Annotated in this window: 15 protein-coding genes and 1 tRNA gene; 9 read left to right on the top strand and 7 right to left on the bottom strand. The window is 29.3% G+C overall.

The features are described 5' to 3' along the window. Positions 1 to 612: 612 nt before the first annotated feature. Positions 613 to 1704, bottom strand: coding sequence for a formate--phosphoribosylaminoimidazolecarboxamide ligase (locus MSCUN_RS00340; protein WP_095609365.1), 1092 nt, complete (start codon positions 1702 to 1704; stop codon positions 613 to 615). A 438-nt stretch (positions 1705 to 2142) separates the two neighbouring features. Between MSCUN_RS00340 and MSCUN_RS00335 the strand changes: the two genes are divergently transcribed. Genes MSCUN_RS00335 through MSCUN_RS00310 form a run of 6 tightly spaced genes read left to right on the top strand, consistent with a single transcriptional unit; the run spans position 2143 to position 7044 of the window. Continuing rightward, positions 2143 to 2376 (top strand): 4Fe-4S dicluster domain-containing protein, encoded by a 234-nt coding sequence (locus tag MSCUN_RS00335; RefSeq protein ID WP_245837679.1) that lies wholly within the window; start codon positions 2143 to 2145, stop codon positions 2374 to 2376. Position 2377: 1 nt separating this feature from the next. After that, on the top strand, positions 2378 to 2833 hold the full coding sequence (locus tag MSCUN_RS00330) for a molybdopterin dinucleotide binding domain-containing protein (protein WP_095609363.1): 456 nt from the start codon (positions 2378 to 2380) through the stop codon (positions 2831 to 2833). A gap of 7 nt (positions 2834 to 2840) precedes the next feature. Next, a complete protein-coding gene (locus tag MSCUN_RS00325; protein ID WP_095609362.1) occupies positions 2841 to 4184 on the top strand; it encodes a formylmethanofuran dehydrogenase subunit B in 1344 nt (447 codons plus the stop codon). Between the two features lie 3 nt (positions 4185 to 4187). Beyond that, positions 4188 to 5900 carry a formylmethanofuran dehydrogenase subunit A gene (locus MSCUN_RS00320; RefSeq protein ID WP_095609361.1) on the top strand — a complete coding sequence of 571 codons (1713 nt, stop codon included), beginning with the start codon at positions 4188 to 4190 and terminating at the stop codon, positions 5898 to 5900. 40 nt (positions 5901 to 5940) lie between these two features. Beyond that, entirely contained in the window at positions 5941 to 6729 is a 789-nt protein-coding gene (locus tag MSCUN_RS00315) for a formylmethanofuran dehydrogenase subunit C (RefSeq protein WP_095609360.1), read from the top strand. A gap of 27 nt (positions 6730 to 6756) precedes the next feature. After that, a complete protein-coding gene (locus MSCUN_RS00310; RefSeq protein ID WP_095609359.1) occupies positions 6757 to 7044 on the top strand; it encodes a DUF2097 domain-containing protein in 288 nt (95 codons plus the stop codon). 54 nt (positions 7045 to 7098) lie between these two features. Here the strand turns inward: MSCUN_RS00310 and hxlB are convergent, their stop codons facing one another. The 6 genes from hxlB to MSCUN_RS00280 form a co-directional block, all read right to left on the bottom strand. Further along, entirely contained in the window at positions 7099 to 7683 is a 585-nt protein-coding gene (hxlB, locus tag MSCUN_RS00305; protein WP_095609358.1) for a 6-phospho-3-hexuloisomerase, read from the bottom strand. A 197-nt stretch (positions 7684 to 7880) separates the two neighbouring features. After that, positions 7881 to 8066: a 4Fe-4S binding protein gene (locus tag MSCUN_RS00300; RefSeq protein WP_095609357.1), complete on the bottom strand. Its 186-nt coding sequence runs from the start codon at positions 8064 to 8066 to the stop codon at positions 7881 to 7883. Between the two features lie 225 nt (positions 8067 to 8291). After that, positions 8292 to 9977: a DUF128 domain-containing protein gene (locus tag MSCUN_RS00295; RefSeq protein WP_095609356.1), complete on the bottom strand. Its 1686-nt coding sequence runs from the start codon at positions 9975 to 9977 to the stop codon at positions 8292 to 8294. A 356-nt stretch (positions 9978 to 10333) separates the two neighbouring features. Next, positions 10334 to 11671: a type I glutamate--ammonia ligase gene (glnA, locus tag MSCUN_RS00290; RefSeq protein WP_095609355.1), complete on the bottom strand. Its 1338-nt coding sequence runs from the start codon at positions 11669 to 11671 to the stop codon at positions 10334 to 10336. Between the two features lie 499 nt (positions 11672 to 12170). Further along, positions 12171 to 12905 (bottom strand): ThiF family adenylyltransferase, encoded by a 735-nt coding sequence (locus tag MSCUN_RS00285; protein WP_095609354.1) that lies wholly within the window; start codon positions 12903 to 12905, stop codon positions 12171 to 12173. A 244-nt stretch (positions 12906 to 13149) separates the two neighbouring features. Next, positions 13150 to 13258, bottom strand: a tRNA-Met gene (locus MSCUN_RS00280). A 135-nt stretch (positions 13259 to 13393) separates the two neighbouring features. Between MSCUN_RS00280 and MSCUN_RS00275 the strand changes: the two genes are divergently transcribed. The 3 genes from MSCUN_RS00275 to MSCUN_RS00265 all read left to right on the top strand — a co-directional run bounded on the left by MSCUN_RS00275 (position 13394) and on the right by MSCUN_RS00265 (position 16112). Further along, positions 13394 to 14242, top strand: coding sequence for a methanogenesis marker 8 protein (locus MSCUN_RS00275; RefSeq protein WP_095609353.1), 849 nt, complete (start codon positions 13394 to 13396; stop codon positions 14240 to 14242). Positions 14243 to 14427: 185 nt separating this feature from the next. Continuing rightward, positions 14428 to 15708 carry a phosphomethylpyrimidine synthase gene (gene thiC / locus MSCUN_RS00270; protein ID WP_095609352.1) on the top strand — a complete coding sequence of 427 codons (1281 nt, stop codon included), beginning with the start codon at positions 14428 to 14430 and terminating at the stop codon, positions 15706 to 15708. 233 nt (positions 15709 to 15941) lie between these two features. Then, positions 15942 to 16112 (top strand): preprotein translocase subunit Sec61beta, encoded by a 171-nt coding sequence (locus MSCUN_RS00265; RefSeq protein WP_095609351.1) that lies wholly within the window; start codon positions 15942 to 15944, stop codon positions 16110 to 16112. Positions 16113 to 16252: the final 140 nt, after the last annotated feature.

Raw genomic sequence — 16252 nt, 5'->3', positions numbered from 1 at the left:
GTAATAAATTATTTATTAAGTTTTTCACATTTATATTTCCTTATTTTAATGTTTACTTTTCTTTAGTTTAATATTATTAATTTTATTGTTTTATACTCATATTTAATTATTTTTTTTGAACTATAATGTGGACAAACATCTTTTATTCTCAAAAATAATAGAAACGATTATCAAAATTAAAATTAGTTTTATTAGCATGATTTTAATGATTATTTTAAGATTTAAATTCTAAATTTATTTTTTTCCATTTTTCAAAATCATAAATATTATAAGATATGATATCAATATACTCCTAAGAGTATGTATTTTTTCATTTAAACATTTTAAAATATATACTCCTTTTATTATATTGATTCTACATTCTTATTTTATAAAATTAAACTTTTTTAAACGAATAAAATATTTAGATTAAAAATTATAAAATTTTTTGAAACCCTGAAATTTTTTTTACACGGTCATAAAATCAAATAATCTATGAAAAAAATAGGGATTTCTACAAAGCTCCAATATTTACTTTACAATGAAAAAATTTTGTAAAAAAAGATTTTCTACAAAGATAAAAAAAAATATCAGAGGTGGTGAAAATTTAATGATTACTTAGAATCATATTATCTATGTTATGATATCTTCTAGTTTATCTTCTGCAATTGCATTTTTAATTTCACGAGAAATTCTACGTCCCATACTCATTTCTTCTCCAAATTGTATGTATGAATATGGAGAACCGTTCATGAAGCTATTTGTTCCACCATCAATTCTTGCACTCATTTCAAATATTACAATTTCACGATCATCATTTACAAGACATTGTAGACAGAATGGTCCATTCATTCCTGGTTTTACAAGTTCTTTTGCACTAGCAACTAGGTTATCTCCGTTTTTAAATACTTGTGGAAGTAGTGATTCACGTATTACTACAGGATGGTTTCCACTTACAACATATGATGGGCTGATGTTAGCTTCAAGTTGATCTGCTGCTGGTATTCTTACAATTCCATCAATGTTTGTTTCATAACGACTATCCATTCCTAGTACTTCTACTTCATCATTTAATACTGAGTAGAAGTAGTGTATACAGAAGTTTGTTCCTACAACATATTCTTCAATGTGTGCATCTGCTACATCATCATCTGTTATCCAGTCACGTGATTTCATTTCTTCAATTTTTTCTTGGAATTCTTCAAAGCTTGAACATATAAAGTATCCTTGTCCTCCACGTGCTCCTGGGAATTTTACCATTACAGTTTTATCAATGTCTTCAGGTCCATCATATTTTCTTGGCATACGAATTCCTGCATTCATGATCATGTCACGTTCAAGGTCACGTTCTGCTTCCCAACGGAGTATGTCACGGTTTCCAAACATTGGTACTACAAATTTATCTTCCACATTACTTAATCCTGCATATGCTACAAATGATCCGTGTGGTACTACTATTGCATTCATTGCACGAAGTTGTTCTTGGATATCTTCACGTACTATGTCTTTGTATTCATCTACGTATATGAATTCATCTGCTACTCCAAATCTTTTGTATGGTACATCTTTTCCTTCTTCACATACTACTGCTGTTTTAAATCCTTCTTGTTTTGCTCCACGTAGAATGTGGAGTGCTGTGTGACTTCCTAATGTTGCAATTGTTATGTCTTTTTTATCATAATTTTTAAGTATTTCATCAATTTCTGATTTATTAACTTTTCCCATATTTATCATACCAACCTATAAGTTTTTTTAAAGGCTTATATATTATTATACTTTATTATTAGTTATTATTATAATTAGATAGTTTATTTTATAACAAAAATACTTGATTTTAAAGTTTAAAAATTAAATTATTAGAAATTTTATAAGATTTTCATACTAAATTTTAAAAAATAAATAACTCATAAATATATCAAAAAAAATGTTTGATAAATTCTTATAAATTAAAAAATACATAAATAATATACAATAGCTATTAATATGTAAAATGGGATTTTTTTTTAAAGAAAATATATTAATACAACAAAATTTGAACATCACCACCTTTATAATAATAAAAAAAAACATGATATTACCTTTTATTTTTAATAAATATAATCTTACAAAAAAAAGGCAATAATGAATGATAAAAATGAATTTAAATAGGAGTATACTTTTATAATGTTAAAAATTAATCAAGACCATTGTCTAGGATGCGGAGCTTGTGTAATAGTATGTCCAATAAACCAGCAAATATGTCCTGAAATAACAGGAGGAAATGGACCTGACACTACAGATGTAATAATGCTAGTTGAAAATGGAATAATAAAACTATTTCACCCAGAAAAATGTAATGAATGCCTAATATGTAACACTACATGTCCAACAAAAGCAATATACCATGGAGACAAATAAAATGTGCAAACTTGATGTAATAATAAATACAGGAACAAGTATTATCCAAGCTTTCTATGAAAAAAAAGGATCAACACTAAAAGATGAATACAGACAATCAACAGCAGTAGCATTCATGGATCCAAGAGATATGGAAAAACTACATCTTAAAAGTAAAGACAAAATAGATGTAAAAACAAAGTGGGGAGAAGTAACATTATACGTTAAAAAATCACACGATGCACCACATGAAAACATGATATTCATACCTCGTGGACCATGGGCTAACATAGTAGTAAATCCTGAGACATACTGCTGTAATATACCAACATATAAGGGAATAAAAGCAACAATAAAAAAATCTGAAAAACCAGTACTACTAACTACTGATTTGATAAGTCAAACATATAACAAATACAACCATGATAATACACAATCACTTGGTGAAAAACCAGTATATAAAAAAATAGGGGAATAAAATGAGTATGACACAACAACCAATAACAGATTATGATAAAGAAGTTAAAAACTGTTCATGTTCATACTGTGGAAATAATTGTGATGACATAACATACCTACTAAAAGATGAAAAAATAGTAGGAGTACGACATGCATGCAGACTTGGTGCAAGTAAAATAATAAACGACCAAGACCAAAGACTACTAAATCCAATGATACGAAACGAAGATGGAATACTAACAGAATGCACATGGGATGAAGCACTAGAAAAAGTAGCCCATCTACTAAATGAAAGTATAAGACCAGTACTCTATGGTTGGGGTGAAACATCAGTTGAAGCAATAAAAGAAGGAATAAAAATCGCAGAAATGACAGGATCAGTAATAGATAACCAATCAACAATATGTCACGGCTCAACAATACAAGCATTCCAAAACATAGGACATCCTGTAATGACATTAGGAGAAGTAAAAAACAGATCAGATGTAATATTATATGTTGGAACAAATCCAATGGATGATCATCCAAGACACATGTCACGATACACAACATTTCCACAAGGATACTTCCGAAAAAATGGACGTGAGGATCGGACAATTATAACAATTGATCCTAAATATACAAATACAGCAAAAGTATCAGATCAAGTAATACAATATGACATAAACCAGGATTATGCATTCTTTAATGCACTTAAAGTTGCAATACAAGGAAAAAAAATAAAAGCCAAAAAAGTAGCAGGAATAAAACGTGAAAAAATATATGAACTTGCTGAAACTATGAAAAATGCTGAAAATGGAGCATTATTCTTTGGACTTGGACTTACACAAAATGAAACTAAACAAAGAAATATAGACATACTAATACAAGTAGTAGAAGACTTAAATGCCTACTCTAAATGGTCAATGCTACCAATGCGTGGATTTTTCAATGTAAATGGATTTAACATGGCAATGACAAGTGAAACAGGATATCCATATGGAGTAGACTTTGCACGTGGATATCCACGATACATGATAGGTGAAACCACAACAATTGACCTATTAAATAGACGTGAAGCAGACTTTTTCATGGCAACAGCAGCAGATCCTGTAATACAATTTCCAGGACATACAATAAAACACTTAGTAGACATACCAGTAGTACAAATAGATACACACTGGGGACCTTTCACAGAACTTTCAGATGTAGTACTACCAAGTACCAGAGTAGGAGTTGAAACTGAAGGAACAGCATACCGTATGGATTCAATACCAATATACATGAAAAAAGTAATAGAAAAACCAGAAAACTGTCATTCAGATAGATGGATACTATCACATATCTATGAAAAACTACAACAAATAAGAAACAAAAAGGAGGAAAACTAAGCTATGGAATACATACTAGAAAATGGGATAGTATACGATCCAAAAAACCATATAAATGGAGAAAAAAAGGATATTTACATATGTGATGATAAAATAGTTGAAAGTGTATCAACAGATGCAAAAAGAATCAATGTAAATGGAAAACTTCTAATGCCAGGAGGTGTAGATCTTCACTCACACATTGCAGGACCTAAACTTTCAACAGGAAGATTATACAGACCTGAAGATATACGTCGTGGAATAAAACCAGCAACAAGTAAAATACATGGCTTTGAAGCAGGATTTTCACTACCTACATGTCCAACCATAGGATACAGATATACAAAGATGGGATATACAACAGTAACTGAAGCAGCAGTACCACCACTTGAAGCAAAACATGCACATGAGGAAATAAATGAAATTCCTAACCTTGATATTCCAACACTTACACTTTTTGGAAATAACTGGTTTATGCTAAAATATGTAAAAGAAAATAATCTGGAAGATCTATCTATATTCATATCAAAATGGCTAAAACTAGCTCGTGGATATGGAATTAAAATAGTAAATCCATGTGGAAGTGAAGCATGGGGATGGGGAAAAAATGTACATGGACTAGATGATCCAGAAGAACACTGGAATGTAACAGGACGTGAAGTAATACGAGCATTAACACAGGTAAATGAAAATCTTGCATTACCACATTCTGTACATGTACATACAAATGATCTAGGACATCCTGGTAATTATGAAACAACACTAGAAACATATGAATGTGTTAAAGATATTAAGAAAAACAAAAACGTAAAACGTGATCAAATACTTCATTCAACACACATCCAGTTTCACTCCTATGCAGGAACAACCTGGCGTGATGTAACATCAGCAGCAGATGAACTTATTGATTATATAAATCATAATGATCATATTACATTTGATATTGGACAAATCACATTTGATGAAACAACTACAATGACTGCAGATGCACCAACACAGTATGATCTATATAAGATTTCAGGACTTAAATGGGCAAATAAAGATATTGAAGTTGAAACAGCAGCAGGACTACTTCCATCAATATACTCAGCTAAAGCACCAGTAAGTGCATTTCAATGGGCAATAGGATTAGAATTCCTACTTGGTGTTAAAGATCTTGAAAAAATGGTATTAACAACAGATTCACCAAATGGAGGACCATTTATCAGATATCCTAAGATAATATCATGGATTATGAGTAATGAAAAACTAAATGATATGCTAGATAATGAAGTACATCCATGGGCATCAAATAGAACATCACTACCATCCTATGATAGAGAATATTCATGGTATGAAATAGCACAAATTACACGTTCAACACCTGCAAAAATACTAGGACTTGAAGATAGAGGACATCTTGGTGTAGGTGCAAAAGCTGATGTATCAGTATATGATATTAATGTGGATGATTTTGATCCAACTTCTAAAAATAACTCCAAAGTTATTGAAGATAAGCTTCTTAATGCACTTTATACTATTAAAGATGGACAAATACTAGTTAAAGATGGAAAAATTATAAAAACAACACCAAGTCGTCATATATGGACTAATGTATGTGGACTTGAAGAAAAAGAAGAAAAACTAGTTGAAACTATTAAGCCTGAATTTAACAGATTCTACACAATTAAGTATGAAAACTATGGAGTACCAGAACATTACACAAAACCTGAAAAACGTGTAGATATAAAACCATGAAAAAAAAAATAAAAGTGAAAAAAAAGGATTTGATTATATTATGCGTACAATAAACTTATTTATGAAACAACATACAAAAATTCCCCTTGAATTTGACAATATACTCCCAGAACTATTATATGATAAAACAGATGATGAAATAGAAAACACATTAATTTATCATGGAAATAGACGAGAAAACTTATCAGACTACTTTAATATAACAACTACAGGTGAAGCAAGTAGTGGTGATGAATGTGTTATTATTATTAATGGAAATTTAGATCGTGTAAAATATATTGGTCTTCGTATGACTAAAGGACAAATCATAGCAAATGGTAATGTTGATATGCATCTTGGTGCTCAAATGCAGGGTGGTGAAATCATAGTTAATGGTAATGCTGAAAGCTATGTTGGACGTGAAATGCAAGGTGGAAACATAATAGTTAATGGAGATGTAAAAGAATTCTGTGGAGCATCCTACATGGGAGAATGGCGTGGAATGAATGGAGGATGCATACTAATTAATGGTAATGCAGGACGACAACTTGGTGAATGTATGTCAGGTGGTGAAATTATAGTAAATGGAAACTGTGACATGCTACCAGCAATACACATGACTGGAGGATATATCCAAATAAATGGAAATATTAGCAAATGGCCTGCAGGACAAATGAAACGTGGAATAATAGTTGTAAATGGAGATGTTGGTGAAATACTTGAAGGATTCACAAAAAAAGAAGTAATACAAAATCCACAGATAAATGGAGAATATCATATTGGAAAATATGCCCTCTATACGGGTGATGAAACAGTACGTGGAAAAGCACAACTATGGATAAAACAATGAAAAAAAAGAGGGGAGTTGTATTATTAAGTGGTTAATGAAGTAATTTTATATGAAGATGAGTTAATTGATTATATTAAAGAAAACTTCAAGGAAAATGCTCATCTTCAAATTTCATATAATCGAATATTTATACCTGGTAAAATTCTATTTATTGACATAGAAGATGATAATGTTATTATAACCTTACAACTTGAAGGTGAAATTCTAAATCAGGTAATTGAAATTAATATTAAAAGTATACTAAGTGATATTATTGAACTTCGCTATATTACAAATACAGATGAAGTTGTTATAGTAGTTAATTCATCCATATAAAAAAAAGTGTAAAAATGGGTGGTTAAGTATTTTTTCTTTTTTTTCTATTTTTTTTTATTCAAGTACAGTGTGACGAGCTTTAAGATCTTTTTCTGTTTGTCCAAGATCATCCATCATTTGTGCTATTATTGAATCTAGGAATATTAGTGCACTTATTTCAAAAATTGTTCCCATAGGGGAGAGTGTTTGGTGCATTCCACTAATTTGACGTGAGGTATAATCGTTTTCTGCATCTATTTTTGTTCTTCCTTGAAGTTGTATTATGATATCTGATAGTTTTCCTAATGTACTTTCAGGATATGATGTAATTGCTATTATTTTTGATCCTATACCTTTTGCTATTTCTGTTGTGCTTATTATGTGACTTGTTTCTCCAGATCCTGATATTGCAAGTAAACAATCATTTTCACATATTGCAGGAGTTGTGGTTTCACCTACTACATATACACTTAATCCTAGATGCATTAAACGCATTGCAAATGCTCGTGCAACAAGTCCTGAACGTCCAAGTCCCATAACAAAAATATTCTCTACATCTTCTAGCATTTTTGTCATTTGAGTAACTTCTTCATCTTTAACATTTTTTGTTGTTTTTGTTACGTTTTCTATTATGTCATTTAATGCATCATCATAAATCATAGTATTTATTTCCTATAAAATTCTTTTAATTTTTTTTCTTACTACTTCATTTTGTATGAAAAAATAATAAGATAATAAAATGTTTTTTTAATCACTTTGTTGTTATTATATTTATTTAAAATGATTATTTAATTTTGTTATTTATTAAAAAAAAAGAAGTTTGTTATATTAATATAAAAAAAGGAAGGTTAGAGTTTTTATAATGAAAATGCTCTATTTGGACAGTTTCTTACGCATAATTCACATTCTGTGCATGCATCTTCATTTATCTTTGGGTAATTATTTATATTTTCTATTGCATCTAGTGCACATACCACTATACATACACCATTTGATTCACATTTATCTATTCCATTACATAGCTGTTTGTTAAAATTAACCATTTCTTTTTACACCACACATTATAAAAACCAAACACTAATATTATATTATTCATTATCTTTCTTTAATGTAATATAAATATTTATTTAAATAACGTCTGTTATACCTCTTGATTTATGAAATAACAAATAATTTAAAAAAATCTAAGAAAATTAAGATTTATTAAAGTTATTTTGATAAATAACATACATTATTATTATTTGTTTTATAATAACTATGGTAATTTCTCATAATTCTTCAAATAGGTTGTAGTCCATTATTGTTTCAAGTGATTTTACATCAACAGGTATGCCTTTTTCATGAACTGCTGCTATTGGATTAAGTCCACCTGAAAGTACATATCCAAAGTTATATTTTTCAACACGTGCATTATATGTATATTCATTTGGTTTTCCAACATTTAATGCTCCTAGTCCTGAATCTTCAAGTAATTCAAATATATCTATTGTCATATCACGTGCTATATATGGTACTGTATGTACACTTGCTAGTATTTTTCCATCATCATCTAGTGATCCTTGAATGTTTTGCATGTTCTTTTTAATAAATATTTCATGTGGATCTATTGATGAGCCTTCATAGGATATAAGATCAATGAATCTTTTATTATTTCCATAAATATCAAGTACACCACTATATTCTGGTGTTGAACTTACTCCATGATTTGTAAGGATTCCATCAACAGTTAAACTACATAGTGTTGCAATTCCTACCATATTATCTTTTGCATTAATTACTGAGTACTTATTTCCCACACAGTATTCTGGTTTTTTCTTATATACTTCATTCATTATTTCTATTGCATCATCAAGATATTCACGTTTTAGATAGGATATGTTTGTTATTACATTTCCTTGTTCTTTATTTACATCATATGTTACTTCTGAGATTATATTATATATCTTGTTCATTAAGAATCTTACTTCATCTACTTTTGAATGTGCTGCTTTAAATGGTAATTTTGGTGTGTAGAGATTATCAGATTTCATACTACTATATTCAACAGAAGTATCAGCAAGTTTAACATTAAGATCAAATCCTTCCTCTTGTGCAGCACAAAGTGGAGCTACACCACCTATTATTGCAATTCCTATCATTCCATCATTTACTGGTATTCCAAGTACTGATTTTCCTACTTCACCCATTGTTATAACACCAGATATTCCAATTTTTGCAAGTTGATTTAGAATATGTATAGCTTCAGGTTTTTTAACTGCTGGTATCATACGGAAGTTTGCAGGTATTACACCTGTACCACTACTTATTACATCAAGTACTGATGTTGATCCTTGTCCTGTAAATGCTTCAAGTGGTGTTATTGAAGTTTTTGTATAAGATATTTGTTCAATAAAGTTTATTGGCATGTTATCTTCAATTTGAAGAAGTCCACCACAAATAGGTTTTGATATTATTCCTTTTTTCTGAAATACTCCATCTATTGTTGTTCCACATACAGTTTCTATGTATTTTTTATCATCTTTTTGTATAATGTTATATCTGTCACTTACAGCTAGTCCTACATCAAATACATCATTGATTATTGGTTTTATACTTTCAAGATCATTTATTGATGAAAGATTTACAATAACAGATCCTTTAGATGTACGAGGTTCAAGTGTTACATTATACATTTTTTCCTGGAAAAGGGAGGATGTGAAATCTACTTGGTCATATATTAGTCCTTTTTTTAGTTCTTCTATACCTTTTTTAGTTATCTTACGTCCTTTATAGCCTACTTTTTCTGTTAGTTCTTTTTCATCAAGTATGTGCATATGATATCGTACTGCTCGTTCTCCTAGTGAATATCCACGTTTTTCTAGTTCTTCTGATATGACTTTAGCTCCTAGTATTTCATTTTTATTATAGAGTATACGTAAGATTTCCATCATTTTCATATCTGTTTCTTGTTTCATAGAAATAGTAATCACATCCCCTTTTTTAAGTTGTTTTTACATATATTTTTTAGTTTTTTTTTAAGTTCTTTTTTCATTTTTTTGGAGTTTAAGATTTTTTTTGGATTATTTATTTTTGTAAATATTAAAAGGACTTAGTTTTTTTCCATGTGAAAAAAGAGAATTCTATATTTTATTTTAAATCTTCTTTTATTAGTTTTAAAAAAATTATTTTAAATTTTAGCTTCTATTTTTTTTCTTTTATATGTATTTTTTTTGATGTTTAAATTAGGATTTTTTTAGAAGATTTTTGAAAGTATGAAAAAAAGGTATGGGAGGTTAAATTTTAGGTATTTTTCATATAAATACCCTAATTTTTAGATGTTTAGGAATTTTTCACGTTCATAGTCAAATACTTGTATTCTGTAGTCATCCCATTCTGCTCTTTTTATATTGTAGAATTGGTTGTATACATAATCTCCTAGTGCATTTTTAACTACTTCGTCTTTTTCTAGAGAGTGGTATGCTTCCCAGAGGCTGGTTGGTAGTGTTTCTATTCCTTGTTCTGCTAGTTCATCTTGTGTTAGTGAAAATGCATTGAATTCTGTTGGTTCTCCTGGGTCAATTTTATTATCCATTCCATCAAGTCCTGCTTCAAGTAGTACTGCAAATGCTAAGTATGGGTTACATGATGGATCTGGTGATCTGCATTCAATTCTTGTTCCAATTCCACGGGATGCTGGTATTCTTAGTAGTGTACTTCTGTTTCTTAATCCGTATGCTATGTAGCATGGTGCTTCATATCCTGGTACAAGTCTTTTGTATGAGTTAATTGTTGGTGAGAGTATTGCTGATAATGCTTTTGCATGTTCAAGTAGTCCTCCAATGAAGTACATTGCTTCTTGGGAGAGTTGTGTTTCTGTATCTGGGTCGTAGAATATGTTTTTTCCATCTTTAAATAGACTTTGGTTACAGTGCATTCCACTTCCATTTATTCCAAAGAATGGTTTTGGCATAAATGTTACTTGATATCCAAGGTTGTCTACCATTGCTTTGATTGCTTGTTTGAATGTTACTACTGCATCTGCTGTTTTTAGTGCATCATCAAATCTGAAGTCTATTTCATGTTGTCCTGGTGCTACTTCGTGGTGGCTTACTTCTATGTTGAAGTTTAGTTTTTCAAGTCCGAGTACTATTTCTTTTCTTACATCTAGCCCTTGATCTAGTGGCTCTACATCGAAGTATTCTGCATCGTCTGCTGGTTTGTAGTTTCCTTTTTCATCTTGTTCAATTAAGAAGAATTCAGGTTCAGGACCCATGTTGAATTGGTATCCTCTTTCTTCTGCTTTTTTGAGTGATTTTTTAAGTACTCCTCTTGGATCGCCTTCAAATGGTGTTCCATCTATATTATATACATCACATATGAATCTGCATGCTCCTTTTTCATCTGGTCTCCATGGGAGTGTTGAAAATGTGCTGAGATCCGGTTTTAATGCGAGGTCACTATCGTTGATTCCTACAAATCCTGGTACGGATGATCCATCAAATAGTAGTCCATCTTCTATAATGTGTTCTACATCATCTGGTCGGTTTAGTGATACTGATAAGTTTTTTGGTGTTCCATGTATATCTACAAATTGGAATCTTAAAAATTTTGAACCGTATTCGTCTATTGCTTTGACAATTTCATCTATTTTGTCATCTCTTTTTGACATAAAAATTTTCACCTAAGTTAAATTATTCTTTTGTTTTTGTGTTTTTTTTGAAGGTTTTCTTTTATATTTTTTTTCCTAGTTTGGGTTTTTTTCATGATTTTTTTTTATTCTTCTTAAATAAAAATACATATAGTCGGAAGCCCTTTTCCTACTTGTGCTTATTTTTTAAAGTAATAGTATTTAAATATTTTGAATAATTACTTTATTAAAATAAAAAAATGATAAAAAACCTTGAAACTAGTCTCTATTTAAAACTAAACTCATAAAAAAGTTTCAAACTCATATTATCATAATTCAAATAATATTATTATATATGTAATTAAAATATATTTAAAAATTTATATAAAAAAAGAAATAAAAAATAGAAAAAAATAAGCACAAAAAAGTAAAAATATAAAAAAAATACAATAAAATACTATAAACAACTATTAAATTTCTAATAAAAACATGAAGTCTAATAAACTTTATAATCTAACATAAAAAGATAGTAAAAAATGTATTAAAGTTCAATAATATCTAAAGATAAAGGACTAAAAACATCCCATTGTAAAAGATTAGGAGCTAAAATCCTATCATCTAATTTTAAAACATGTTTAATAACCTCATTAACCTCTAAACATCCAAAAATAGCAGCAGTTGTACCTAAAACTTGAGGTTTTCTAAAATTAATATTATTATAATATTCACATGCTTCATTTATTGACATATTTTTTGATTTAAGATTAAAAAGTTCCTCATATGTAGGTGTATTATGATTAAATGATGTAAGTTGTCCTGTGGTTTCATCAATTGCAGCATGAATAAATAAAAGCTTATTATCATAACAAAAACGTGAGATTAATACACGTGTAAATATATTATCAACAGCATCAATTACAATTTTAGAGTTACTTATAATATCTGAAACATTATCCATATCTACTTTCATATTATATGAGGTAATATTAGCATTAGGATTTATTTTTTTTATGTAAGTTTTTGTTATTTGTGATTTTGGCTTATCTATTGTGTCAATATTTGATCTTAGTTGACGATTCATATTAGTTTTATCAAATACATCCTCATCGACTATTGTTAAATTTTCAAATCCAACACGTATTAATTGTTCAATTACAGAACCACCAAGACCTCCACATCCTATTATACATACAGGTGTATTTTTAAGTTTTTCTTGTTGTGTGGTTGTAAATATTTCTTTTTGTCTTGTTATCATTTCATCATATAGATTTACCATAATATATTCATCCTTTATTTTTTCTTGGATTTTCTTAATTAATTATTTATATCATTTAACTAATATAACAATTGTTAATATATCATGTATAAAAAAAATGATTAAATCATAGAATTATAATATTGAAATTTAAGAAAAAATTAGTATTTATAAAAATAAGAAAAAAATATTGTAAATGTTAAATAACATTTTTATATTTTATTAAAGATTTTACTACTCATACTATTATTTTTAATAGTATAAGTGCCGGGGGCGGGATTCGAACCCGCGACCTCACGGTATCCCAGGAAAAAGTCAGAGCTCTGCTTAATACCCTATGAGCCGTGCGCTCTAACCAGCTGAGCCACCCCGGCGTGGCTACTTAGTAATAGATATCTTTAAAGTCATATTTATATTTTATGGTTTCATAACTCACAAACTAAAAATTAAAAATACTAAAAAAAAATATAATAAATACACATAAAAAAAAATAAAGAAAGGATGCAAAAATGATTAAAGATAAACACGTAATTGAAGCAATAGGAAGAGCAAAAGTAACAATAGAAAATGGAAAAGTAACAAAAGTAGAACAACCTGAAATAGACTACTGCCCAATATTTAATAAATATCATAAAATGGAAAAAATAACACCAGAAGCAATAAAGAAAAACATTCAATATAGAATAGATGACTTTGGAATGTGTACACCACAAAGAAAAGTACGCCTAGATGACATGCTATCTGTAGGAATATCAGAAATACTAAAAACAAACAAAGAACTTGGAAATATAGATGTAGTAGTAGGAGCATGTGATGGAGTAGGAACACTATTAATGGATGATCCTGAAATAATCCAAGGAGTAGGAGGACGAGTATCAGCACTAGTTAGTACTACACCAATACCAGAAGTAATAGAAAATGTAGGAATAGAAAATGTTCTAGATCCTAAAACTGCATCACTTGATCCAATAGCAGGTCTTAAAATGGCATTAGATAAAGGATACAAAAAAATAGCCATAACCATACTACCATCACCACTCATTAAACAAATACGTGAAATGAATTTACCAGATGATGTAACAATATACATACTTGTAGCACATACAACATCAGCAACAGAAGATGAAATAAAAGATGTATTTGAATATGCTGATATTGTATCAGGATGTGCATCAGAATATGTACGTAAATATGCACAAAAAAATAAAGCTTACTATTATGGAGATAAAGTATCAATGTATGCAACATCTGAAGCTGGACACAAACTACTTGATGATAGATTACGTAAAACCGGAAAAGATCTAAGTATAAATGTATATCCACAAAATGATGAAGATATACCAAATCCACTACTTTAAATAAATAACTACTTTAAAAACTTCTTATCTTCCTTTTTTTTAATCTTTTTTTGAAAATATATATTTTATATTTTACATAAATTAGAACTATAATATAATATTTGATATAGAAATTATTTTAAGAAAAAAAATATTTTAAGATTATATATATTTTATAAATTGACTAAATTTTTGGAGAGTAAATTGTGACACAATTAGAACAAGCAAAAATGGGAAATATAACCCCTGAGATGATACAAGTAGCAGAAGATGAAAATGTAGATGTTGAAAAACTACGAAGACTTATTGCTTGTGGAAAAGTAGTAATACCAAAAAATATTACAGCAAATACTCATCCTACAGGTATTGGAGAAAGCCTAAAGACAAAAATAAATGCAAATATAGGATCATCAACAGAACAAGAAAGCTTAGATGATGAACTTGAAAAACTAGATATTCTAGTAAAATATGGTGCTGATGCTGTGATGGATCTAAGTACAGGAGAAAAACTTGATGAAATACGTCGTGCAATACGAAGTCGTACAGACATACCACTTGGAACAGTACCATTATATGAAGCAGGAGTTAGAACTTCAAAAGATGAAAAAGCAATTGTAGATATGGATCCTGACATCTTATTTGATACAATAATAAATCAAGCAAAACAAGGAGTTGACTTTATAACAGTACATTGTGGAATAACACAAGATTCAGTAAATGCTGTTAAAGATTCAGAACGCCTAATGGGTATTGTATCACGTGGAGGTGCACTTACAGCTGCATGGATTGTACATAATGAGTGTGAAAATCCATTATACTCAGAATATGATTATCTTCTTGAAATATGTCGTGAATATGATGTAACACTATCACTAGGTGATGGACTACGACCTGGATGTACTCATGATGCAACAGACATAGCACAAATACGTGAACTTACAACTCTTGGTCGTCTTGTTAAAAGATCACGTGATGCTGGAGTACAAGTTATGGTAGAAGGACCAGGACATGTACCAATACGTCAAGTTCAAGCAAATATGCAAATTCAAAAAACAATCTGTGATGGAGCACCATTTTATGTACTTGGACCACTTGTAACTGATATTGCACCAGGATATGATCATATAACAGCAGCAATAGGAGCAAGTATTGCGGGGGCTAGTGGAGCAGACTTTTTATGTTATGTTACACCAGCAGAACATCTATGTATTCCAAATAAAGAACATGTAAAACAAGGTGTAATAGCATCAAAAATAGCAGCTCAAGTATCAGATGTAGCAAAAGGTTTACCATCAGCAATAAAACATGAAAATGACATGGCTCATGCACGTGAAGAATTTGACTGGGAAAAACAATTTAATCTTGCTATAGATCCTGATACAGCACGTGAATATTATGAAAGTCAAAAAGTTGAAGATGAACAGATGTGTAGTATGTGTGGAGACTTTTGTGCTCTTAAAATGATTAAAGATCATGTTAAAGATTAAAAAATTCTTATTAAAAAAAAGCAGTGTAGTATATAATGCAAAGTTTTAATATAATTTGAAAATATATATAAGTATATATAATCTTTTTAAGATGAAAAAAAGAAATTTCAAGAAAAATTCTAGTTCTTGAAATTAAATCAGATATATTTTATTTTGCTCAATAAATAAAGAAAAAACCGCAATAAAAATCAATATTAAAACAAATCAGTTCTTATGATTTTAGGAGAAAAACAATGGCTAAAGAAAGCAAAAAAACACTACCTGCAAGTGGAGCAGGACTTGTAAGATACTTTAATGATGAAAACTATGGTATTGAATTATCACCAACACAAGTGGTAATAGGTGTTATTCTAGTTATGCTAATATGTATAGCATTAAGATTCACAACCAATGTAGCAATATAAATATTTTATAAAAAGTAGTAAGTAATAAATAAACTTACACATTACCACCTTTTTTTTAAACTTTTTTTTACAATATTTCTATTAATTTAATATAAAATATAGAATAAAATTAAATAAAAATAGAAATATAAATATAATTA

The organism is Methanosphaera cuniculi, from assembly GCF_003149675.1.
Taxonomy (GTDB): Archaea; Methanobacteriota; Methanobacteria; order Methanobacteriales; family Methanobacteriaceae; genus Methanosphaera; species Methanosphaera cuniculi.
Note: the sequence above shows the minus strand (reverse complement) of the source record. Positions and strands in the feature narration are given on the sequence as shown.